The organism is Bacteroidota bacterium, assembly GCA_020161395.1.
Classification (GTDB): Bacteria; Bacteroidota; Ignavibacteria; order Ignavibacteriales; family Ignavibacteriaceae; genus UTCHB3.
In genome coordinates this window covers 72,291-96,212 of record JAIUOE010000007.1, presented here as the reverse complement: position 1 = coordinate 96,212, position 23,922 = coordinate 72,291, and the positions used below count along the sequence as shown (strand labels likewise).

Here is a 23,922-nt window from a genome sequence, read left to right as displayed (position 1 = left end):
CAGAAACATGTATAAACAAAAAATCCTTATTGTTGATGATATCGAGTCCAATTTAATTTCACTCGAAAAGGTGCTCCATGAGCTGGATGTTACAATAATAAGAGCCAGAAGCGGAAATGATGCTCTCATCGCAATTTTAAATCACGAATTTGCACTCGCGATAGTGGATGTTCAAATGCCGGGAATGGACGGATATGAACTCGTTGAGTATATCAGAGGTGAAGAGAAAACAGCAAGTCTGCCTGTAATTTTTCTCTCTGCCGTCTATTCTGATGAGTATCATGTATTTAAGGGATATGAGTCGGGTGCGGTGGATTTTGTTACAAAACCCTTTAACCCGTTCTTCCTCACAACCAAAGTGAGAATTTTCCTCGATCTCGACAAAAAGAGATATGAACTTCTCGAAAAGATTGAACTCGAGAAATCGAAGAATTACCTCGAGAGTGTCCTCAGCTCGATAAACGATTCTTTGATAGTCATCGATATGGATTCCGCCATTACAAATGTGAATACTTCTGCAGTACAAATTCTGGGATATTCCGAAACTGAACTTAAATCGATGAAGCTCAACCGGCTGTTCGATTTCGATTTCTTTGCCGGTTGGAAAAATCACCTTGTGGAAGACGGCAAGCCGTTTTTCCCGAAAACTGAAATGGAAATGGTGAAGAAAAACGGGGAAAAATTGCCTGTGGTGATCTCGGGTTCACCTCTGTTCGAAAACGGCAACAGACTTAAAGGTTTCGTCCTCGTTGCTTTTGATATTACTGATAGAAAACGATACGAGGAGGCAATTCTTGCAGCAAAACTTAAAGCTGAAGAGATCAGCAAAATAAAATCCTCATTTCTTGCGAATATGAGCCACGAAATCAGAACTCCCCTCACAGGTATTGTAGGTTATGCAGAACTGTTGAAACAGGAGAGATTATCCGACTACCAGCAGACGCTGATCGATAAAATCTACTCCTCGGGAAAAAGACTGGGAAACACTCTCAATTCCATTCTCGATCTCTCCAAGATCGAGAACAGCATTCAGAAACTGGAACTAAAGAAATGCGACCTGAAATTGCTCGCAGAGAGAGTTTTTACATCCAATAAAAGTGTTGCGACTGAAAAATCCCTGCGGTTTACTCTGATCTGTAACGCGGGCGACACATCGGTTCTTATTGATGATCACCTGTTCGAGGAAATTCTTCTCCACCTCCTCGACAATGCCTTCAAATTTACGAACAAAGGCGAGATCTCCATAAAAATTGAGAATGAAAAAATGGACGATTCCTCATGGGTTTCTGTAAGTGTCATCGATACCGGGATTGGCATAAAAGAGGAGGAACTTGAGATAATTTGGGACGAGTTCCGTCAGGCAAGCGAAGGGCTGAACAGGGGGTTCCAGGGCCTCGGACTCGGGCTCACTATCTCGAAAAAGTTTACTGAAATAATGAACGGTAAAATATCCGTTTCCAGCACCTTCGGAAGCGGTTCTGTCTTTACATTAAAATTCCCGGTATCGGAAGAATCAGTCGATCAGAATCTCCCCCATGAATCGTCACCCGGTAAATCAACTCCGGTACCCGGAGATAATGTAATAAGAACGGCACTTCCACGCCTGCTTTATGTGGAGGATGAACCGATGAATCAGGACCTGATTACTCTTTTCCTCCGTAATCGTTGCGACATCGATTGTGCATCATCGGGCGAAATTGCCCTTAAAATGGCTCAGGAAAAGCAATATGACGGCTTTTTGATGGATATCAATCTGGGACCCGGAATCTCGGGAATAGAGGTGACAAGACGATTAAGGGAGATGAGTGAATATAAAGAGGCTCCAGTAGTAGCTCTTACCGCCCTTGCCCTTGCCGGCGACAAGGAGACTTTCCTTGAAGAGGGTTGCAGCCATTATCTTGCAAAACCATTCAGGAAGGATGAACTGCTTAATCTTATAAAGTCAGTGTTTCCTAACGGTTTCTGACCAACCTGAATTCTGCCATTTTATTTTTGACCCGTTTGGTCAGTTCGATGGTGTATTCATTATACTCAACCTTGTCACCGGGGTTAAGTATTTTTCCGGTAATGTCAGAAACGAATCCGGCAAATGTACTGTATTCATCCGACTCCGGAAATTCCGTTTCGAGGTGATCGTTCAAATCGGTAATGCTCATGTTACCAAGTACCAGAAATGATTCGTCCGGCAAGGATGTTATCTCGGCTGGCTCCCCTTCGGTTGTATAGGTTATATCGCCGACAATCTCACCGAGAATATCCTCAAGTTTTATTATCCCCTCAGTACCGCCATACTCGTCTGCAACTATCGCAGCCCTGATACCCTTTAATTGCATCTCTTTTAAAATCTCGGAAATAAATTTGGTCTCGGGAACAAAATGGGGTGGACGGATTGCCCTTTTTATCTCATAGTCGTTGTTCACAATGTAATATCGCATAAGGTCTTTTACATTCACGATGCCGGTAATATTATCGAGCGAATCTTCAAAAATGGGGACTGAATTGTAGCCGGTTCTTATTATTTCCTTAAAATCTGTCTCAGGGTCGCCTGTCAGCTCCACGGCTGCCATTTCAGTCCTCGGAATCATAACATCGTATGCTGTCAAATCGTTAAATTCCAGCACATTTTCCAGGATTTCATGTTCCTCTTCATCAAGCTCCCCCTTCTTCAGTCCGGCATCAAGAAGCCTTTTTATATGTTCTTCCGAGACAAGTGTTACAGAATAGTTGGGAATGGCATTGAAGGGTTTCAGAAAAAGCCCTGCTATATATTTCAAAGTTTTAGTAAATACTTTTCCGGTGATATCGAGAATGATTAGTACATAATAAACCAGAGGGGACAACTTTCCGGCGAATTTTTCACCAAAACCCCGCGGAATGTAAACTGAAAAAAGCCAAAAAAGTGATGCCACAGGAACCGCAGAAAAAAGCACAGGAACCCACCAGCCATAGCCTTTCAAATCGATGCCTACATCGTGAAGCCAGTCGATAAGGAAACTTTCTATAATTATCAAACCCACAGCAAAGACTGCATATCTCACTATCTCGGCGGTTTCGTAGATATTTTCGGCAGATCCCTTGAATCTTTCCACCATCCCCGCATTTTCATCATCTTCTGTAACCCAGTCTTCACCCGGATTTGCAAGAAGTACAGCCTCGGCAAGAGTTACTACTGCTCCAATCAAAAATACCAGCAGGATTGACAACAAAATTGAAAACATTTTTCCGTTCGTTTATAATTGACTTAAAGATAAATGCAATTTATAAACAATTAGTTTAATTTCGTCAACTTTACCGGATCTAAAAATGTAATCCCAAACTTAGACCAAGACTGAAATTACTGAATGACTTGCCGCTTTCACCCGGTAAATTCGACGGGATGGTTTTTTCAGGGATCCAGATATAGTCGCCTGTCAAAGCGATTGATACTTTTGATGATGGATAAGCCCTGAGATCAACAGCAAGAAATCCGCTGAAGACGGTTTTATTCAGGGATGCCGACTCACTTGTTACAGTAGTGGTATATTTTACTGGATCATAGACGCTTTTGCTTCTTGCAATTGTATAGTCGATTGCTGCAAAGCCTGCCCCAGCTCCCGCTTTCACCTTTATTCTCTTTTTTGGCTCATCGGGAAATGGATTGTAGAATGCTGTTGCATAGTATCCGTAAACACGATTAGACATCTCTTCATTTCCATATGTGTTTTGCGAACCATACGAGTATTTAAGATTTGGTTCTGCTGCTGAATAAATTGCCACTCCTGCATCTATTTTCTCATTAATATCGTATGTCAGCCTCACACTTCTGAAAACATTCAGGGTTATATCATCATAACTGTAGTAATTCCCTGTCCCCTGCCTTTGGGCCGGATCGGATCTCGCATACACCTTGGCAATTTCATAGTGGAAGTTGAGACTCGTTTCTTCAGAAGCTCTGAGAATATCGTGTCTCATCTTCTGTACATCCTTTGGATTCTCCAAATCGTACTCAAGTTCCTTGTCACTGTTCGCCATGTCTATCCCGATTCCAACAAGCCCGCCGGCAACAGCTCCAAGAGCCCCTACCAGCATGTGAGCCCACAACCCGTCAGATTGAATAAACCTGTCGGACTGCCAGTCCGGTTTCTTCAACAAAAGTTGACATGCAAACGCACCCGCTATGCCAAGACTCAGCATGTTATCCCTGTTTGTCTGTTTCGAGTCAATCTTGAGTAATTTTATCGAACTGATTGCAACTTTCTGAATCTTTGAGTTGAGCAGCAGTTTCAGAGAATCCCCTTCGAGATCGAGAAAGAGACCTCTTGAAAGGACACCATTCCTGTCAACCATTATCACGGGATCGAAAGCGAAATTGTTCTGATAACTTGAATAATCCTTCACCTCCTGTGCCGGAATGAGCAAAGTCAGTAAAACGAAAAAGAACACCGTCCGGTTTATTACTGAGTAACCTGCTCTGTCTGTTTTTCTACTGAGAGTATCCATTTCTGGTACCTTTCATTTGAGAATTTTATTACTTCACCCGGTTTGCTCACCAACTTAAAGAGTGTCAACAAATCAGGATCTTTATCCAATGCCGGCATGTCGATCTTATACCAGCCTTTTGTTTTCATAAACACCGATCTTGCCATTCCGGATTTTAACTTCGGTGCATCATACTCTGCGGCAAACCAGTCACCCGTAGTCGGCATTTGATGATATGTCTCATCACTCTTACTGACAATGGATGAAACATCCTTTCCATCATGAGTGACAGTCTTTGCCACCTTCAATTCTGTGGCTTTTGTTGATCCCGGCTCATCGAAACAGAGTGAGAAATTATCAAGTGTCCAGAATCCAATGGGTGGATTTACTTCAAACTCAACCATCTCTCCGCTCACCTTCGACAAATCAAGTTCAAGGACTCTATTCTCTGTCCTGAACGGACCCCCACCCTGTAAAATGCCTTTGCTTGCCCACTCACCGTTTTCCTTCATCAGCAAATTCATCTCATACAGTTCCTCCCGCTGAAGAAAACTCATTGTGGTTTTTAAGTACTCTCCTTTTTTGTCAAGATTCCGGTAATGCTCATCAAGATTCTTTCCCTGAAGTTCAAGCATCTCGGAAATCATCGTCGAACCCCAGTGCGTAGTTCCTACATTATAGACCAGCCACGCTTTTCGGGCACCTGGTCTCTTCTTAAACCCAAATTTTATCTTGTGCTTCGTCACAGTGTTGTCTTTGAAAGGCATTTTGGTCTGCCATGTGATCATGTCATCCTCGATCAAAAACGGTTTCAGATCATTCCCTTTTTCATCATTCGCATAGCTGATTTTTTCTCCCTCCTGAAGCGCGAAAACCTCACCGTCATTATTCATTACCGCGATGGTGTGCTCAGGGTGATCCACCGCAACAAGGCTCATCTCATCGATGTATTCCGTCTCATAAACTTCATTGGTTATCTTAAGTTTATATTTGCCATCCACCTCTTTGAGATTTTCGAGTTTTGTATAGTCCGTTCTCTCGAACGCCTTCGAAATTGCTCCTCCCAAAGGTTCGGCATCGAATACATATTTTTCTCCGTCAAACGAGTAGATAAATGGACACGACTTTTTCGCCGCCAGGGCAATCAATATTATGACAAGTCCGGTTGCGGCAATAAGTCCCACAGTGGCCACCAGCGACATAAGTCCGTCAAATTTTTCGACCGTCACATACAAAGCATCAAGAGCCTGTATCTCTACCAGACTGTCGGCATCACTAAAACCCTTTATTAAAAGGTTTGCATTCCTGTATTGCCCAAACCCTTTACCGAAAATCATCTTTGAACCGTTTTTCAACTGAAGGCCCGACAATAAAATGCTTGTATCCGCCTTGATTTGTTCAATCGTGAAGGTAGCAGGAGGGTCTGTCCGGTAAACCTCTTTTATTTGTTCAGCAAGGAAAAACACAGGTTTCCCTTCCATGTTTACTCCGGAAACACCGGCACCCTTTAAAACCACCGTTGCACCATTTTTTTTGAACGAGTATGTAAAACCATCGGGCATCACAACTTTGGTGATTTTTGTATCTTTCCCCTCAAGTTTTACGACATCAAATTCCTTCCCGGGGTTATACACAGCACATCCAAGAAAATAATGTGTGGTAGTGACCATCAGTAATGAAATAAAAATTTTCCGAAACATTTTAAGCCTCACTTTAATAATTGGAACTACTTGAACACAGAAGGCATCGAAACAGGGGGATTTATTATCAAAATTGCTATCACAACCAATGCGCCTGCCCCTGCTATATTTACCAGATATGAAGCAACCTGGTCATACTCTTTTACAAGGAGTGTGGCTGTGCTGTCAGCAGCTATATTAACTGTGTCTTTATTTTCTGTCACCCCTTTTATTATACAAAGTGAATCAACCAATCTTCCGCCTGCCTTGTCAAATTTTAGCTCCTTCCCCGATTTGGTTTTCACGCTGTAAATCAGCAGACCATTCCCTTTGATTTTTTTGTAATCTGAGATAACAGATGTGGAATAGATGGAACATCCGGTGAGCTGGAATGCATAAATAACTATAAGGATTGCAGTTGTGATCGTCTTATTATTCATTTTGCACCTTTCGATGCTAACGGAAGAGCTCCTTGAATTTACCGGCAACTCTTTCGAATGGAACAGGGTGGGATTCGTCTGCTGCAACCTCTTTTGAAATCGCAATCGCAGGGCAATCGGTCTTTAGCGGGTAAGGGATATTCTCTCTCATCCTCGACAGGATGACGCGAATATCCTCCTTTAGAATATTACCGAAGGTCACGGGCATAAAAACACAAGGGTTGATATTCCCGGCGGAATCAATATAGAAATGTGAAATGCCTCCCATGAGGCAACCCAGCCCTTCCTTCCCTTCAAGGTGGGCAAGATAGTAGATAACGGGATAATCCAGATAATCTTTATCGAGATTAATTTTTTTCATAAAATCCAGAAGTGCGGATTTCTCACCACTCCCCAACAGCACAGAAGGATCCCCCTTGAAACCTCCACATTCTCTTGGTTCCAATAGTTCAATCAGAGCAACTCCCCTGTCCCTGACAAATTCTGCATATTTCATCAATCCGGACTCGTTTGCAATCTCCTTCAGAGCGCAAAAATTCACATAGGTGAGGATGTCATGCCTTACAAAAAGATCAATCGCTTTCAGAGCACTTTTCCAGGAACCCTTTCCCCGAAGCCTGTCATTTTTTGATTCATCATAATGATCAATTCCAACTCCTGCCGCTGTCAGTCCCGCCTCCTTTAACTGAACAACTTTCTCTTCTGTCACGGTCATTCCGGAGGTATGGATGTGAAAATCGGAGAGATTTTTATCACCACTCTTGAGAATTGTGAGCAATCGCTCAAAATCACTCAGCGGTTCTCCACCGGTTAGCACGATTACTCCACAACCGTGTTCCTGAAGCAACCTGACAGTTCTCACCCAGTCATCATTAGTAAGCGAAATGTAGCTGTTTATGTTCGCCTTTTCATAGCAATGACTGCAGTTCAAAGGGCAGTTCGAGGTTATCGCAAGGAGGGCAGTATCAATCTGACGCGGTTTGTTTATTCGTTCATCAAGGAGATTAAAAACTCCGTTTCTCACCGAATTTGCATACGCTTCAGAAGGAATACCGGGAACGGCAAGTGATGAATAAAATTTGCCGTTGTGCAGGATCATTTTACTGAAGTGGAGTTTTTTTCTGAGTTTGTAGTTCGCACTTATTACCCTTATCGACAGCGATTTTCCCACTGCATTCCGGATACTCGAAGAATCCCGCTTTATCAACATACCGGCATACATCCTGATGATTTCCAGAAGATATTGCCGGTCCGGGATTATTTGCGATGATTTCATAAAAACTCCACAATTGACAATGGCAAATTAAGTGATGTCCTCTGAATTGTTGTCACAAACTTGTCAAAAAGATGTAAAGAGATTGCCATTCAGTTTTTACAATCTCTTTACTCTCCGGTGACATCTCCTTTTGCGGTACAAATTAATTTTGACCCAAACAAAAACGGAGATTATCCCAATGAAAGCACGCACATTTTTAGTAGTTGCCCTCCTTGGAGGACTTTTTAATTTCTCATTCGCTACAGACAGCCTTACAATTCTGTTTGTTAATGATACCCATACGAACCTCGCCCCGCAGGCACCAAGAAATCCTGACTTGTCAGGCAAAATTGGCGGGATCGCCAGAGCTGCCTCTGTTATCGGGATGACAAAAATGACCGAAACAAATGTTCTTACGCTGCATGGTGGCGATGCCTTTATAGGTGACCCTTTCTTTTCACTGTTTTTTGGTGTACCGGAACTTCAGCTAATGGGAGCTTTAGGGTTGGATGCAATGGTGGTTGGTAACCACGAATTCGATCTCGGTCCCGATAACCTGTTTAATATTTTTGCAACTGCTTTTCCACAGGGGGCACCATTTTCAATCATCTCAAGTAATGTTCAATTCCCCCATGAGACCAACACAGGATTGGATAACTATATAAAAGGCTATGCCATAAAGGAATATGGCGGATTAAGAGTCGGGATCTTCGGACTGACTACGCCAAGTGCAAACTACTTTTCTCAACCCGGTTATGTCAAAATTATTGAATCCGACTCGGCGCTGGCTGCCTGTGCGATGACTCAGATTACGGCATTAAAAGATGCGGGCTGCGAAATTATCATCTGCCTCTCACATCTTGGACTTAATATCGACAAACAACTGTTTGCGATGGTACCCGGTGTCGATATTGTTATCTCGAGTCACGACCACCTTAAACTTGATGCACCAGTGGAGATTGTGAATCTTTTTACCGGCGGCAAGACCTACGCATTCCAGGCAGATGCCTTCCTGCGTTATGTTGGAAAAATCAATGTGGTTGTCAGTCAGGGATCGGTTCAACCTCCACTTTTTCAGTTGATTCCACTGGATGAGAATATACCGGAAGAACCGGTAACCAAGGCAGTAATCGATACTCTTATTTCTCAACTGGAACAGGTTTACGGGCCCATGTTCAGAACCCAGGTTGGTGTGGCTTCCGGATATTTTAGTGAAATTGATACTAATCTGACCGATACTTCAACCCACCATAATACAGCCGTCGGTAATCTTGTGACCACTGCCTTTAAATGGAAAACAGGAGCTGATATCGCAATTACTGTTGGTGGTTCCACTTCGCAACCGATTCAGGCAGGACCCATCGTTCCCGCAGACCTTTTCAGATGCATAGGATACGGCGCCAACCCCGTCAATAATCTTGGGTTCAGGCTTGCAAAAATCAATATCTCAGGTGCGAATCTTTGGTACGCGATGGAGAATGTTGTCAGCATGATAGCAACCGACGATGAGTTTGTACCTCAAACCGCAGGACTGTCGTTCGGAATGAATGTACAAAATCCTCCGGGATCCAGAATTACATCGATTACGGTTAACGGACAACCAATCGATCCATCTCAGTCATATAACCTGGTCATGAATGAGTTCCTCTTAATGGCAATGCAGAATTTATTCATGATACCTTTTGATGTTGATACACTTTATTCTGAACTGACAGAATTTCAGGCTTTGACCGAATATGTAATATCCCAGGGGGTAATTAATCCCGTGTCGGGTAACGCGATGAGCGAGGAATCAACGGGTGACAGTTTCCTCCCTGAGAAATTTAGACTCCTGCAAAACTACCCGAACCCTTTCAATCCCTCGACCACTATTACATATATGCTCCCTGTAACCTCAACTGTGAACCTGAAAGTATTTAACTCTATCGGAGAAGAGGTAACGGAACTGGTAAACGAGTTACAGGGTGCAGGTGAGCACAAGGTCACCTTTGACGCCAAAAACCTTCCGAGTGGAATTTACATCTACAGATTGTCTGCGGGATCTTTTGTCCAATCTAAAAAAATGATTTTGGTGAAGTAGGTCCTTTGAGTCTTTTTGATTCCCGGTGCAGGGATCGGGAACCAAAAATATATTTTCGGCAGGAATTGACTTTTAAAGGAAAAAAATATAATTTGGGAATGACTTAATCGAGACTTTAATGACTGGTAACAGGACTCTCTTCGTGGCAGGTATCTTTGCCCAACTGCTCGTCCTTTCTTTCTTTATACCGGCAACAAAGCAAATGCTTTCAAAGGCTGATCTTCCCGTTTCCCTTGTAAACGAAACAGAGAAATTGGTCATTGCAGACCCGGCTTTCGAAAAGACAACCACAGTTCTTGCTGTTAACAGTATCTCTGTTCACGAGAGAGAGGAAGTTGAAATTATTTGCGACTTTTTCAAACCGGGTGACCACATTTCTCTTTTTCTTCTCACCGGAGATAAAATCACCACTAAAAACTATATTCTGGTGCCGTTCTATTCTCTGTTTCATGTTGTCGTTCAGGTAATTATCGCACTCATCTTCATTCTTATCGGCAATTTCGTGGTGATTAAAAAGCCCGGAAACCTGCACGCTCAACTCTTCTTTTTATGCTGTTTCGGAGTTGCAGCAATTGTGATTACAACATGGGGATCTGCGAAGGTTGACATTCCCCTTTTGGCTGATGTAACAAGAGCAATTTTCCACCTCTCTTATGTCGTTACTCCGGTATTTTTTATTCACTTCGCACTGGTTTATCCGGCGAACAGAATGAAGGACCCGGGATATCTCCTTTTTCTGCTCTATTTCTTCGCTTTTGCGGTTTCTTTCGGCAATTTTATTTCATATCTCTCGGTTAAAACTTCCCTGACCCAGGAAACCCTTTCCGCCTACATCGACTGGTTTAACATCAGCAGAACTGCGACTGTGGTGCTCGTGATCGCCTCAACATCGATTTTTATAAATTCTTACAGGAAATCGACTACCCGGGAAGATAAACAGCGGCTTCTCTGGCTGATTACCGGATATTTTATCGGTCCTTTCGCTTTTGTATTGCTTTGGGTAATCCCTCAGGGGTTAACCGGGAGTGGAATTATCCCCGAGTCGGTCGTTTCAATGCTGATGCTCTCAATTCCTGTCTGCTTTACCATCTCAATAGTTAAATACCATTTCCTGGATATTCAGCTTATTTTAAATAGAAGTATAGTCTACACTTCAGTTGTTTCAATTCTCTCAGCGATTTATTTTGTATTACTCTTCCTGGTTTCCACCTATATCACCAGGGATTTTGAACTCGAATTTGCCACTGTCACAACCCTTATACTGGCATTCTTCTTTCAGCCGCTTAAGACCAGGGTGCAAGTGGTGGTGAATAAAAATTTTTTCATGGTGCACTATAACTTCAAGGAAATGGTGGTGCAATTCCGTAATCTCCTGGAATCGGCAATCACGGTCAAGGAGATCGGAATTTGTCTTGGGGATTTTATCGTGAAGAACATCCCTTATAAATTTTTTGCGATTTCGTTGCTGCAGGAAAACTCCTCCCCGCGCCTGCTCTATCAAAATAGTGACTCCCAATTCACATTTCCCGAAAATGTGCGACTTGAAGAAAAAATCTATGCCCGCAGGGATGCTTTGGAACAGGGCATTAACTTCGAAGATATAAGTCCGCTGCCGTTTGGTGATGAAGTAAAAGTGATCATTAATGAAAATGCGCACACTGCAAACTTTCATGCTGTCGTGTTGCTCGGGGAGAAAAAATCGGAATTTAAAACTTCGAGGGATGACATCGATTTTATAGAAACACTCGCAAAGTCAGCAATCGATGCCATCGAAGCTGCATCCCTGAAGGAATCTTTGATCAGAAAAGAGCTTGAAGCCGAGAAACTCGCCGAACTTAACGAACAAAAATCCCTTTTTGTCTCCTCTGTCTCCCATGATCTGAAGACCCCTCTGACCTCCATCAATCTCCTTGCCCAACAAATGAGAAGGAAGAAAAACATCCCTGAGGATAAGGTAAACCATTATCTCGATGTTATTACCGGAGAAACCGAACGGCTTACCAGACTGATTGACAATGTGCTCCATTTTTCTCAAATGGAAAGGGGTGTTAAACAGTTTGTAATGGCACCTCTGATACTTAATGATTCATTACAAAACTCTCTCGACTTGATGAAGTATCAGATAAAAAGTGAAGGGTTTAAGTTAAATACTTCGATTTCCGAAAGGAAAATCAGGATTAACGGAAACCATGATGCCCTGGTGGAGTGTCTGATTAATCTATTTTCGAATGCATTGAAGTTTGGGAAACCCAATAATTTGATTGATGTATCACTGGTTTCATCAGGCAGCGAAGCTTGTATAACTGTCAGGGATTTCGGCATCGGGATGGAAGAAGGTGAAATAAAAGAAATTTTTAATCCTTTTTACCGGACGGGCGTCTCAACAGCAAAAAAAATCCCCGGGACAGGGCTTGGACTAACAATCGTGAAAAATATCGTCGATGCTCATCAGGGAAAAATCGAAGTGACAAGCAAGCCCGGCGAAGGAACAATTATTAAACTGTTTTTTAAGGAATGTTATGAAGAAAATTCTCCTGATTGAAGATGACCCCGCGATCAGCCTTAGCCTGACCGACATACTTGAATCTGAACATTATGAAATTTCAACGGCAAGAGATGGCAAAGAAGGTTTGAGTATGGCGATTAAAAGAGACTGTGATCTGATTCTGCTCGATCAGATGCTCCCGACAATGAACGGTATCGAAGTTTGCAGAGAGCTCCGTGCGAAAAATTCCGACATCCCCGTTATAATGCTCACCAGTAAAAATGACGAGGTCACCAAAGTACTGGCATTCGATATTGGAGCCGATGACTACATCACCAAACCTTTTAGTATCAATGATCTTCTTGCAAGAATTAAAGCAGTTTTAAGAAGGACAGGAAACAGATCCCCGCAAATCCAATCCAATCATTCAGACGACCTGATATTGAATGACAAAGAGATGACTTTGAGCAAACACGGTGCGGTTTTCCCCCTCTCACCCATCGAGTATAAACTTATAAAATTCTTCTTCGAACACCCTAACGAGATTTTCTCCCGCAACAAACTGCTGGATGAAGTTTGGGGTTACGACAGTTTTCCGACCACCCGGACAATTGACAATTTTATTCTTTCCCTAAGAAAAAAGTTCGAGGACGACCCCTCAAATCCAAAACACTTTGTTACGATCCACTCCGCCGGCTATAAATTTGTCCCGTAAAACCTGATCGGCCCCCACTACTGAATTATTGGATTATTGCATTGCTGCATTAAAAAAAGGCTCCGAAAACAAAATCTCCGGAGCCAAATATTACTGCATTATTGGATTACTGCATTATTGCATTATTGCATTAGCTGCATCCGCTTGTTGATCCGCAGGTCATGCACTTCAGACAGGTTCCGTTTCTTACCATAGTCATGCTGTTACATTCGGTGCAAATGTCCCCGGTATAACCTTTTTCAATGGCTCTTTGAACCTGATGCTTAATGGCTGTCGACTGTTTGTTCAGAAATTTTGAAGTAGTGTCCTTCGTTTCTGAGGTTGCAAGTTTTGAACTGTAGCCGGGGGAATCCCTTGGTTCGAGCTCATAAATGCTCTCGCTGACAAGTTCCTCACTCTCAAAATCCTCGTTAGCCTTGCTTACCTTGGTTGATGAAAGGAGATCATCTGCACTGACATGTGCAAGATCATATCTGTTCAGATAAGTAACTGCCAGTTCACGGAAGATGTAATCAATCACCGAGGTTGAGAACTTGATCCTCTGGTTTCCTGTGACAACTCCTGATGGTTCGAATCTTGTGAAAACAAAGGCATCCACAAACTCTTCGAGGGGTACACCATGTTGCAAGCCAAGTGAAATTGCTATGGCGAAACTGTTCAGGAGGCTTCTTACAGTGGCTCCCTCACGGTGCATATCTATAAATATCTCTCCAATCTGTCCGTTGTCATACTCACCCGTTCTGATATAGAGCGATTGCCCGTTAATCTTTGCCTTTTGGGTGTATCCTTTTCTGCGATCGGGAAGTCTTCTTCTTTTTGCGATGTAACGGTGAATAATTCGTTCAGCGACCTTTACGATGTTGTTTTCTTCGTGAGATTCGTAAATTTCCTGGAAGTCATCGTCAATAAGTGAATTGAGCGGCTGTGAAAGCTTCGATCCGTCTCTGTAGAGAGCATTTGCCTTCAAACAGAGGTTCCACGATTGCATATAGGCATCTTTCACATCATCAACTGTCGAGTGGTAAGGCAGATTGATGGTTTTTGAAATGGCACCCGAGATGAACGGTTGAGCCGCAGCCATCATTTTGATGTGTGCCATCGCTTTCAGGAATCTCGTTCCTTTTTTGCCGCATTTGTTCGCGGTGTCGAAAACGGGATAGTGTTCGAATTTCAGATAGGGAGCACCCTCAACGGTCATCGTACCGCAGATGTAATCGTTTGCGGATGAGATTTCCTGTCTTGAAAAACCAAGTTTCCGCAGAAGATTGAAATCCATAGAATCCATCTCCTCTTCGGTCACTCCAAGCTTCTTCAGGAAATCAACACCCAGGGTGTATTTGTTGAATGCAAAGGAAATGTCAAAGACCGACGGCATCTGTTTCTCGATAATCGAGATGGTCTCATCGGTGAATCCTTTCGATTTCAGCGATTCTGCATTGATATAAGGACATCCTGTCAGAGATCCTGCACCGACTGCATACTTGATGATCTCATCGATTTGATGCTCGTTGTAGCCAAGTTTCTTGAGTGCCGGGGGTACCGACTGGTTGATAATCTTAAAGTATCCGCCGCCGGCGAGTTTTTTGAATTTCACTAATGCAAAATCAGGTTCAACGCCCGTTGTATCACAGTCCATCAACATTCCGATAGTACCTGTTGGAGCTATTACTGTAACCTGAGCATTTCTGAAACCATGTTTTGTACCGAGGTCAAGGGCACGGTCAGCATCCTCTCTAGCAGCTTCAAGAAGATCGGAAGGGCACTTCGTCGGGTCGATTCCCATCGGTTTTATTGTCAATCCTTCATATTCCTCGACAGGTACATTGTAGGCGGCACGGCGATGATTTCTCATCACCCGGAGCATGTGATCCTTGTTCTTCTCATATTTTACAAATGGACCAAATCCCTTTGCCATTTCAGCACTGGTGGCATAGGCGCTGAAATGCATAATTGCAGTCAAGGCACCAGTAATGGCGACAGCTTCCTCACTGTCGTAAGGGATACCCTGCTGCATTAACAGCGCTCCGAGATTGGCGTAACCAAGTCCCAGTGTTCTAAACTCGTAACTAAGCTGAGCTATTTCCTTGCTCGGAAATTGCGCCATCAACACACTTGTTTCAAGCGTGATTGTCCACAAACGGGCAGCATGTCTGTATGCTTTTATGTTAAATTTATTTGTTTCAGGATTGTAAAATCTCAACAGGTTCAATGACGCCAGGTTACATGCTGTGTCATCGAGAAACATATACTCACTGCAGGGATTGGAAGCGTTTATCTCTCCATCCTCGGGACAGGTGTGCCATTCGTTAATTGTTGTGTGGAATTGCAAACCCGGATCGGCACAGTTCCATGCAGCAAACGAAATGTCTTCCCACAGCTCTCTGGCTTTAAGCACTTTTGACGGCTTTGGTTTCCTGTTTTCCTTTTTGGCTTTCTTTTTCTCAACTCTCCAGTAGAGGTTCCATGGACCGTCTTCAAGAACGGAAGTCATGAATTCGTTGGTTACTCTGATTGAGTTGTTCGAATTCTGTCCTGAAACGGTTGTGTAGGCTTCCGAATTCCAGTCGGTATCGTAAATCGGGAATTCTATCGATTTGTAACCGAGCTTAGCGAGTTGTATCACTCTCTCAATATAATTATTCGGAATAAGAGCCTTTTTAGCCTCAATTACAGCTCTCTGCAACTTAATGTTTAATTTCGGATTAAATCTGTCATTCTCAGGATGCTCTGCGTAGCAGGCTTTCATTATGTTGTTGAGGTGAAGGTTGTTCAGCTTTGAACCGGTAACCAGCGATGCAACTTTTTGCTCTTCGATAACCTTCCAGTTTACAAATTCTTCGATGTCAGGGTGATCGAGATCGAGACACACCATCTTGGCAGCTCTGCGGGTGGTACCGCCTGATTTTATCGCTCCCGCCGACCTGTCACCTATCTTCAGAAACGACATCAGACCTGAAGACCTGCCGCCTCCGCTGAGTGGTTCTTCTGATCCGCGAATCTGACTGAAATTTGTGCCGGTTCCCGATCCGTATTTGAACAGACGGGCTTCACGAACCCATAAGTCCATGATTCCGCCATCGTTTACAAGATCGTCACTGATGGACTGTATGAAGCATGCGTGCGGTTGCGGATGAGTATATGCATCATCGGAGGAAACAAGCTGACCGGTCTGATAATCCACATAGAAGTGTCCCTGTGAGGGTCCTGTAATTCCGTAAGCCCAGTTTAATCCGGTATTGAACCATTGTGGTGAATTGGGTGCAGCCATCTGGGTTGCGAGCATGTAGAACATCTCGTCGTAGTAGGTCTTTGCGTCCTCTTCTGTCTTAAAGTAGCCGGCTTTCCATGCCCAGTAAGTCCAGTTTCCTGCAAGTCTGTGAAATACCTGACGACTGTCTGATTCAGATGTAAATCTTTCATTTTGGGGCAATTTCGCAAGATTATCAGTATCAGGTTCTGATGGCAACAACCATTCAGGAACCCCGGCATCCTCAACTTTCCTGAGCAGTTTCGGCACTCCGGCTTTTCTAAAATACTTCTGTGCGAGAATGTCAACAGCAACCTGCGACCAGGTTGAAGGCACCAGTATGTTCTGCATCGAAAATATCATTTTCCCGTCAGGATTGCGTATTTCCGAATTGCGTGGTACATATTCAATTAAATTTTGTACATCTGTTTCATTTTTGGTAAACAGTCGTGAAATCTTCATAAATAAAAATAAATCCTGTTAATTAGTTGAACTAATCGTATAAAAAAGTTTAAAAAAATTCCCGCGAGGTTAGTGAATGCTAATCTTTAAAAAATCGTTATGAATTGGTGCCTCTGTCACTTTGCGACTCGGGCGGCAGGGAATCATTTATCTGTCAGCCGGCAGATTTTGGTATCGAAAATTAACCCTCTTCGGGGACTTAAACAAATTAAATTTTTCCCACTTTTGATTTTGATGCAAAATCGAAAGATATTTTTTTTGTGAATCCCCTTTCACCGACTTCTTCCACCGCTTCACCGATTTTCCTTTTGTCCTCTTTCAATTTATCCCTAATATCCCATAGAAAATTTTGAGAATTATCCAAACGAACAACAGAAGGAGAACTGTCATGGCTAAAGTTCAATCACAAACAGCCCGGGTTTTTATCGGTGTCGGGCTCATAGTGCTCGGTATCCTCTACTTCCTCAAAGAGGTGGATATCATAAGCTACCGAATCAACGATATCCTCTTTTCACTTCCGACCATCGTTCTGGTCATCGGAATTATTCTCTTCGTGAACTCACGCAGAAAATCACTTTCATGGCTCCTGATGGGTCTCGGTTCCGCAGGTATAGTGATCAAAAGTTTCAATCTTGACTACTCGGATTTTATCGTCCCGGTCATGCTGCTCGCTCTCGGCTTCTACATAATCTACCGGCATGTCGAGAAACAAAGGGAAGCTGAACTCGGTGGCGGCACTGATGACTACAAAAAACAGTATACCTCGGAATATGATGTTATAGAGGAGGTATCGGTCTTCGGCGGAAGCAAAAGGATAATCAACAGCAAAAACTTCCGGGGCGGAAATATAACAATTATTTTTGGCGGCTCCGAGTTATTTATGCGTGACTGTGAACTCTCCGACGGCGAAAATGTCCTCGATCTCTTTGTCATATTTGGCGGATGCGACCTTACAGTGCCAAGTAACTGGAATGTAAAAATTGATGTCGTTTCACTTTTTGGTGGTTTCTCCAGCAAAAAATATAACTATTCGAAAATGGACGATGTTGATGAGAACAAAACCCTCATCATCAAGGGACTTGTCCTTTTCGGTGGTGGAGAAATGAAAGTTTTCTAAATTGTTGGTTTGAATTGTTGTTTGATTGCAGAAGAGGTTGTCCCGTAAAGGCAGCCTCTTTTTGTTTTTCAGAAAAACTCCCGTTTTTAGTTATATTTCACGAGTTCAATTTATTTAATCCGGCTGAAAGAATTTGACAAAAAAAGCCCTGAATATTATAATACTGCTGATCACACTCGCTGCAGTCTCCACCCTTTACCTCCATTATACAACCGGAATTACTGTCCTTCAGGCAATAACCGATTCCGTTATCTCGACAATGCTTCTGACCGGTTTTTCAGGCGGACTGCTGCAACTCTGTCGATTCGTGAAATTTGAACTCGACGGGCTTATAAAATTTATCGTGATTCACCTGATTGCCGGTATAATCGTCTCCGTTTTCTGGGTGATTGCTTCCAAACTGATTATTTTCAACCTTCTGATCAGTGATGCCGCTTATCAGTCTTTCTTCCAGAAGAATTTTATCACCCGCTTCTTTATTGGACTGATCCTCTACTTTACTTTCACTGCTTTCATCTATCTTATTCAGGCTTACTTCAAAAATATTGAAAACATCAAAAATCAGGAAGCACTGAAAACTAAACTTCTCGAATCCGAATTGAACATGATGAAGCTCCAGATCAACCCCCACTTCATTTTCAACAGCCTGAACTCGATCTCGGCTCTGACACACATCGATCCCAAACTTTCGGTGGTGATGACGGAAAAACTCGCCGGATTTATCAGACTTGCTCTCGCATCACACGACAGGGAACTGATACCACTTCATGAGGAAATCGAAAATATTAAGCGCTACCTCGACATCGAACAGGTCAGGTTTGATGATAAAATGATAGTTAAAATATCGACTTCAAAAGATTCTGAAATGGTGCCGGTCCCCTCTTATATTCTCGTGCCGGTTCTTGAAAACGCCATCAAACATGGTGTTCAACCTTCAACTGTTCCGGTTGAGATAGATATAAATGCTGAATTAATCGATGAAATGTTAAAAATTGAGATCCGAAACGGACTTGACGGTGTCCAGGCTGCAAAAAAAACCGGATTGGGTGTAGGGCTGCAAAATGTACGGGACAGAATCAGACTCCACTTCCGGGATAACGGCTCATTCACAGTCTTGAAAAAAGAAAATTCATATACAGCTACAATTCTGATTCCCGTGGAGAACAGATGAAATTAAAAGCTCTTGTTGTCGATGATGAATCCCTCGCAAGGTCGCTTGTCAAAAAATATTGCATCGACTCGGGGATTGTGGAAGTTACCGGTGAGGCTCGTAATGGTATGGAAGCCCTGTCTCTGATTAATGAATTGCAGCCGGATGTTGTTTTTCTCGACATCCAGATGCCCGGCATATCAGGACTCGGTCTGCTCGAACTGCTCGATAACCCCCCTTTTATCATCTTTGTAACCGCATACGATGAATTTGCCGTAAAAGCATTCGAGAAAAATGCCGTCGATTACCTCATGAAACCTGTTGAATACGAGAGGTTTATCGATGCTGTCAATAAACTGATTTCACGAATCGCCGTCAAAAACATAAATTCCGACTACGCTGCATCACTTGAAAATCTCAGGAAGGATACCGCTCCATTCATTTCCACCATTTCGGTGAAAGACAAAGGCGATTTCGTGATTATTAAGGTTGAGGACATCCTGTTTTTCGAGGCGATGGATGATTATGTCGCCATCCACACCAAAAATAAAAAATTCCTGAAAAAGGGGACACTTAGAAATCTGGAGGAGAAACTCGACGGGAAGGTTTTTTCGAGAATTCACAGATCGATTATTCTCAATCTGTCATTTCTCGAAAAAGTTTTAAACGACGGAAATGAGAACTACAGGGTAATTTTGAAGAATGGCAGTGAGCTCCCTGTCAGCCGTACCGGTTTCAAAAATCTGAAAACAGTTATCTCCTGATCTGTAAATCATATATTAAGATTTAACCTCGTAATGTCAATCTCTCCCGATATTTCCCGGTATTCCGGTTGCCTCAATGCGACAGTTGACATTTTTTTGAAAAGCTGAATCTTTGTTTGATATTCAGTAAGATAGTAAATCTTTACCCGGTCACGGTTTTGTGCTGCCCAGTTAAGAATAATTCTCATTCTTTCATAGTCTTCATCGGTTGGTTGCAAATCAAGTCTTTCATTTCCTTCAAACCAGTCATCAAGGGCATTTTCGAAATTATCATAACCGCCTGAAGAAAAATTCCGGATATATACTTTCCCCTGAAGCAAAAGGAAGTGATCCATTACTCCCCCGTCTCCCGAAACAGATATCCACACATTGGCTTTATTTACCGGCTCCCGCAACAAAGATGATTTATGAACCTGCTGCAGAAGCAAATCCACAATTTTCTTTACCTCTGCTGCCTGTTCGAACTTCAGCTCTGCAGAAAATGCGGACATCCTTTGTATCAACTCTGAAAGCAGATCACTCTTCCTGCCCGACATAAAATCATAAAATTTCTGAAGTTCTTCTCTGTATTCACCATAATTATCCTTTTCGCAGGGAACAACACACCGGTCAATTGTCGCCATAAAACAGGCTCTCGATTTGGAAAACTCCTTCTGGTCACATGTACGCAACCGAAAAGATTTCTCTGCAATTTCCATCACTTCTTCTGCTTTTTTCCTCGTACCAAACAAACCGAAGTAGTCATTTCCGTCAAGTTCAAACTTGTTCACAAGCTCAAGTCTTGGATAGGGGTGCCTCAGAGAAACACGAATAAAATATTTATTCCCGTAGTTCGTAAGCTGGATGTTGTGTTTCGGCTTTGTCTTTTTGATGAGTTGAGCCTCTTTTACCAGAGCCATCACCTCGGTTGAAGTGGTTTCATACCGCAATATGGTCGCACTTCCCAAAATGAGTTTGCTCTTTCCCGCAGCATTGTCCATCAGGTGGGAGGACAGCCTTTTACGAAGTGACTTTGATTTACCGATATAAATTACCGTTTCAGAGGAATCAACAAACCAGTAATTTCCCGGAAGATCCGGAATCGCCGGGATGTCAAATTCTGTTTCGGAAAGCGTCTGAGGAAATTTTCTGGCAATGTCCCGTGGAGGTATATACTGAAAGCCAAGGATATCTTTTAAAGTGGAGAGTTGAAATTGTCGCTCAAGTTTTTTCTTTACCTCTATAAAGATGCCTGCAGTTGCTATTGCGTCGGAATACGCCCTGTGAGTTACCCCCGGAGGAATGTGCAGATGATCTCTCACCGATTCCAGCTTTTTCGATTTTAATTGAGGAAACAGCCTTCTGGCAGCCCTTAGAGTACAAAAAGTTACGGGATTAAATTTCTCATACCCTGCATTCAGAAATTCCACCTCCAAAAACTTCACATCAAACTGAATGTTATGTCCCACTATCACCGACTCCGACAGAAACTCCATCAACTTCGATGCAATATTTTCAAACAAAGGTGCACCCGCCAGATCTTCATCCCTGATACCAGTGAACATGGTTATGTAAGGGTCAAGCCTCCGCTGCGGATTCAAAAAAGTCGAAAAACTGTCGACAATCTCCCCCTTCTCAACCCTGTACCCGGCAAATTCGATAATCTTCTCCTGCCGCGGGTCAAGCCCAGTAGTCTCCACATCCAGCACAGTATATGCTACCTGATCGGCATCAAGATGATATAGGATTTCGAAGTTCAATTTGGGGGTGATTCCGGTTGTTACAAAAAATAAAAATCAGCGGTTCAATTTACCGTTTTACTGATTAATTATCTCCTTCCTCTACCCACATTTCGCCCGAAGGGCTTCAAACTTCTGACTTCATACTTCTACCCATATGTCGCCCGAAGGGCTCATACATCAAACCTCTGATCTCATACTTCTACCCACATGTCGCCACAAGGGCTCATTCTTAGGTATCAGGGATTAGGTATTATTTGTCTCGTCCTGAACTAAGTTTACAGAATTTATAACTAATAAATCAAAATTAATAACTATTACCCCTCTTTGCGTTCTTTGCGTCCTTTGCGGTTTAACAACCAATTTATACCACGATTTTTCCATCATTAAGTATTAATTTTAAAGATCATTTTTTGGAGATTCAATGAAATTCAAATTTATCCTGTTACCGGCTTTGTTAAGTTTTGTTCTTACATTGTCATGCACAACAAACAGACCGGTCTCAACCAATTTCTCATACGAACCATCGAAACCTGTCGCAGGTGGAGAAGTAACCGTAACATTTGATGCGAGCGGAAGTCATGTCGAAAAAGAGGCCTCCATTACACTCCTCATTTTCGAACACTCATCAAAGGAACCCGTAGCCAAGGAAGTGGTGATGACCAAAGACGGCAGTTCATACAGAGGAAAATTCAAATCCGAGTCGGGTACCAAATCACTTGTTGTCGTCTTTAAAGGATCTAAATCACTCGAAAACAATGAAAAAAGAGGATTCCGGATTCCACTCTACGAAAAGAACGGCGATGAAGTGAAGGGTTCCGATGCAGCGTATGTGGATTTTATGAGGAATTTCGGGGATCTGGCTGAAATGAGTCTGAAAAACAATGAGCTTTTCAAACTCATAAACAACGATTTTGTTTTAAATCCCGGTTTGAAAGTTCAATACTATCCTGTTTATGTCAGTCTCCTGAGAAGGGTTAAAGCCGACATTTCCGACAGTCTGGTAAGAATGGACATGGCAGAATTCTCGACACAAAAAGACCTCGATGAACTGCACCTTGTCGCCCTTGTCAGAGGTCATGAAATATTAAAGGATGCAGAAACCGCCACAAAATACAGGGAGATTCTCTCTTCGAAATTTCCCAAAAATGACCTCGTTGTTCAGGCAAGAGTGCAGAAAATAAGGAAGGAAGCTGACTTAAAAACCCAAAAACAGCTTGTATTACAGTTTCTGAAAGAGATGCCTGAAAGCAAGTTTGCAACTGCTGTTACCGATGCATACCTTAATGCTTTCTCCAAAGACCTCGAATGGGCGAAAGTGGAAAAAGAGATTGTTTCATCAGGTTTTGAGCCTTCTGCGTTTTTCTACAACAAATTTGCAAAAAAATATCTGAATGAAAAGGATGCAAAACCTGATCTGTCGCTGGCTATCAGCAAAGTGGCTTTTGACAAGACGGTTAAGGAGCAACAAGAGTTTAAAAACAAACCTCTCTCAACATCCGAATCATCCTACAGGGATGGACTAAATTCCACTCTGGCGATGATTGCATACACCAGAGGTCTGGCGTTCAAAAAACTCGGTAAAAGTGCCGATGCTCTTGAGATGTTTAAACTTGCAGTAGAAGCATCAAAAATGGAGGATATGTCGGTTATCCCCGAATATCTGGATGCTCTTGCCGGCTCAGGAAAAAGGAAAGATGCCCTTGAAATCGCGAAAAATCTGAAAGCGGAAGCTAAATCGAATCCAAAACTCGACAGCCTGCTGACTGCATTTTATATTGCTGAGAATGGTGGAGAGAACGGACTAAAAGATTTGATGACAACACTAAACAAAAAGGCTGACGAAGTTATTTCCGGTAAGCTCAAAAAAGAGTTGCTCGACTACCCTGCTTCCGATTTCACCCTGCTTGATTTGAACGGTCAGGAAGTGACACTCTCAAAACTAAAAGGCAAGACCGTCATTCTCGATTTTTGGGCTACATGGTGCGGTCCCTGTCTCGCCTCATTCCCGGTAATGAAAAAAGCGGTTGAAAAATACGCTTCAAATCCTGATGTCGTTTTCCTCTTTGTGAATGCATGGGAAAATGTGAAGGACAAAAAGAAAAATGCCTCCGATTTTATCACAAAGAACAACTACCCCTTCCATGTCGTGATGGACGAAAAAGATAAAGTAATCACCGATTTCGAAGTGTCGGGAATACCCACAAAATTCATAATCAGCAAAACCGGCAGAGTAAAATTTGAATCGATCGGCTTTGAAGACAATGAGGAATTGTTGCTCAAAGAGCTCGATATGATGATTGAAATGGCGAAATAGATTAGTATCTCAAACAAAAAAAAGGCTGCCCGGTT

The 23,922-nt window shown here is 42.7% G+C and carries 16 protein-coding genes; 8 read left to right on the top strand and 8 right to left on the bottom strand.

What is annotated here, in order from left to right; genetic code table 11:
• Positions 1–7: 7 nt before the first annotated feature.
• Positions 8–1,966 (top strand): response regulator, encoded by a 1,959-nt coding sequence (locus tag LCH52_12225; protein ID MCA0389246.1) that lies wholly within the window; start codon positions 8–10, stop codon positions 1,964–1,966.
• Here LCH52_12225 and LCH52_12220 read toward each other — a convergent pair.
• The 5 genes from LCH52_12220 to LCH52_12200 all read right to left on the bottom strand — a co-directional run bounded on the left by LCH52_12220 (position 1,953) and on the right by LCH52_12200 (position 7,853).
• The gene (locus tag LCH52_12220; protein ID MCA0389245.1) at positions 1,953–3,218 is read right to left on the bottom strand and encodes a hemolysin family protein; all 1,266 of its coding nucleotides are present in this window, start codon (positions 3,216–3,218) and stop codon (positions 1,953–1,955) included. The genes LCH52_12225 and LCH52_12220 overlap by 14 nt on opposite strands.
• Before the next feature lie 79 nt (positions 3,219–3,297).
• A complete protein-coding gene (locus LCH52_12215) occupies positions 3,298–4,479 on the bottom strand; it encodes a hypothetical protein (protein MCA0389244.1) in 1,182 nt (393 codons plus the stop codon).
• Positions 4,434–6,158, bottom strand: a complete 1,725-nt coding sequence (locus LCH52_12210) for a hypothetical protein (protein ID MCA0389243.1) — start codon at positions 6,156–6,158, stop codon at positions 4,434–4,436. Before LCH52_12210 ends, LCH52_12215 begins: the two co-directional genes overlap by 46 nt.
• A 26-nt stretch (positions 6,159–6,184) precedes the next feature.
• The gene (locus LCH52_12205; protein ID MCA0389242.1) at positions 6,185–6,577 is read right to left on the bottom strand and encodes a hypothetical protein; all 393 of its coding nucleotides are present in this window, start codon (positions 6,575–6,577) and stop codon (positions 6,185–6,187) included.
• A 16-nt stretch (positions 6,578–6,593) separates the two neighbouring features.
• Positions 6,594–7,853, bottom strand: a complete 1,260-nt coding sequence (locus LCH52_12200) for a radical SAM protein (protein ID MCA0389241.1) — start codon at positions 7,851–7,853, stop codon at positions 6,594–6,596.
• Between the two features lie 178 nt (positions 7,854–8,031).
• Here LCH52_12200 and LCH52_12195 point away from each other — a divergent pair, with 178 nt between their 5' ends.
• On the top strand, positions 8,032–9,912 hold the full coding sequence (locus LCH52_12195; GenBank protein ID MCA0389240.1) for a 5'-nucleotidase C-terminal domain-containing protein: 1,881 nt from the start codon (positions 8,032–8,034) through the stop codon (positions 9,910–9,912).
• A 1,275-nt stretch (positions 9,913–11,187) separates the two neighbouring features.
• On the opposite strand, the gene LCH52_12190 is transcribed toward LCH52_12195, so the two are convergent.
• Positions 11,188–11,238: a lipoprotein gene (locus LCH52_12190; GenBank protein ID MCA0389239.1), complete on the bottom strand. Its 51-nt coding sequence runs from the start codon at positions 11,236–11,238 to the stop codon at positions 11,188–11,190.
• 22 nt (positions 11,239–11,260) lie between these two features.
• On the opposite strand from LCH52_12190, the gene LCH52_12185 reads away from it, so the two are divergent.
• Positions 11,261–12,454 carry a HAMP domain-containing histidine kinase gene (locus tag LCH52_12185; GenBank protein MCA0389238.1) on the top strand — a complete coding sequence of 398 codons (1,194 nt, stop codon included), beginning with the start codon at positions 11,261–11,263 and terminating at the stop codon, positions 12,452–12,454.
• Complete coding sequence (locus LCH52_12180) at positions 12,432–13,112, top strand: response regulator transcription factor (GenBank protein ID MCA0389237.1); 681 nt, start codon at positions 12,432–12,434, stop codon at positions 13,110–13,112. Before LCH52_12185 ends, LCH52_12180 begins: the two co-directional genes overlap by 23 nt.
• Positions 13,113–13,242: 130 nt before the next feature.
• Here LCH52_12180 and LCH52_12175 read toward each other — a convergent pair whose 3' ends face one another.
• Positions 13,243–16,821, bottom strand: coding sequence for a vitamin B12-dependent ribonucleotide reductase (locus LCH52_12175; GenBank protein ID MCA0389236.1), 3,579 nt, complete (start codon positions 16,819–16,821; stop codon positions 13,243–13,245).
• 388 nt (positions 16,822–17,209) lie between these two features.
• Here LCH52_12175 and LCH52_12170 point away from each other — a divergent pair, with 388 nt between their 5' ends.
• The 3 genes from LCH52_12170 to LCH52_12160 all read left to right on the top strand — a co-directional run bounded on the left by LCH52_12170 (position 17,210) and on the right by LCH52_12160 (position 19,852).
• Positions 17,210–17,938, top strand: coding sequence for a cell wall-active antibiotics response protein (locus LCH52_12170; protein ID MCA0389235.1), 729 nt, complete (start codon positions 17,210–17,212; stop codon positions 17,936–17,938).
• Between the two features lie 133 nt (positions 17,939–18,071).
• Positions 18,072–19,109 (top strand): histidine kinase, encoded by a 1,038-nt coding sequence (locus LCH52_12165; GenBank protein ID MCA0389234.1) that lies wholly within the window; start codon positions 18,072–18,074, stop codon positions 19,107–19,109.
• Positions 19,106–19,852: a LytTR family DNA-binding domain-containing protein gene (locus LCH52_12160; protein ID MCA0389233.1), complete on the top strand. Its 747-nt coding sequence runs from the start codon at positions 19,106–19,108 to the stop codon at positions 19,850–19,852. Before LCH52_12165 ends, LCH52_12160 begins: the two co-directional genes overlap by 4 nt.
• An 8-nt stretch (positions 19,853–19,860) precedes the next feature.
• Here LCH52_12160 and LCH52_12155 read toward each other — a convergent pair whose 3' ends face one another.
• Complete coding sequence (locus LCH52_12155; GenBank protein ID MCA0389232.1) at positions 19,861–21,591, bottom strand: GIY-YIG nuclease family protein; 1,731 nt, start codon at positions 21,589–21,591, stop codon at positions 19,861–19,863.
• A 403-nt stretch (positions 21,592–21,994) separates the two neighbouring features.
• Here LCH52_12155 and LCH52_12150 point away from each other — a divergent pair, with 403 nt between their 5' ends.
• The gene (locus tag LCH52_12150; GenBank protein ID MCA0389231.1) at positions 21,995–23,887 is read left to right on the top strand and encodes a TlpA family protein disulfide reductase; all 1,893 of its coding nucleotides are present in this window, start codon (positions 21,995–21,997) and stop codon (positions 23,885–23,887) included.
• Positions 23,888–23,922 lie beyond the last annotated feature (35 nt).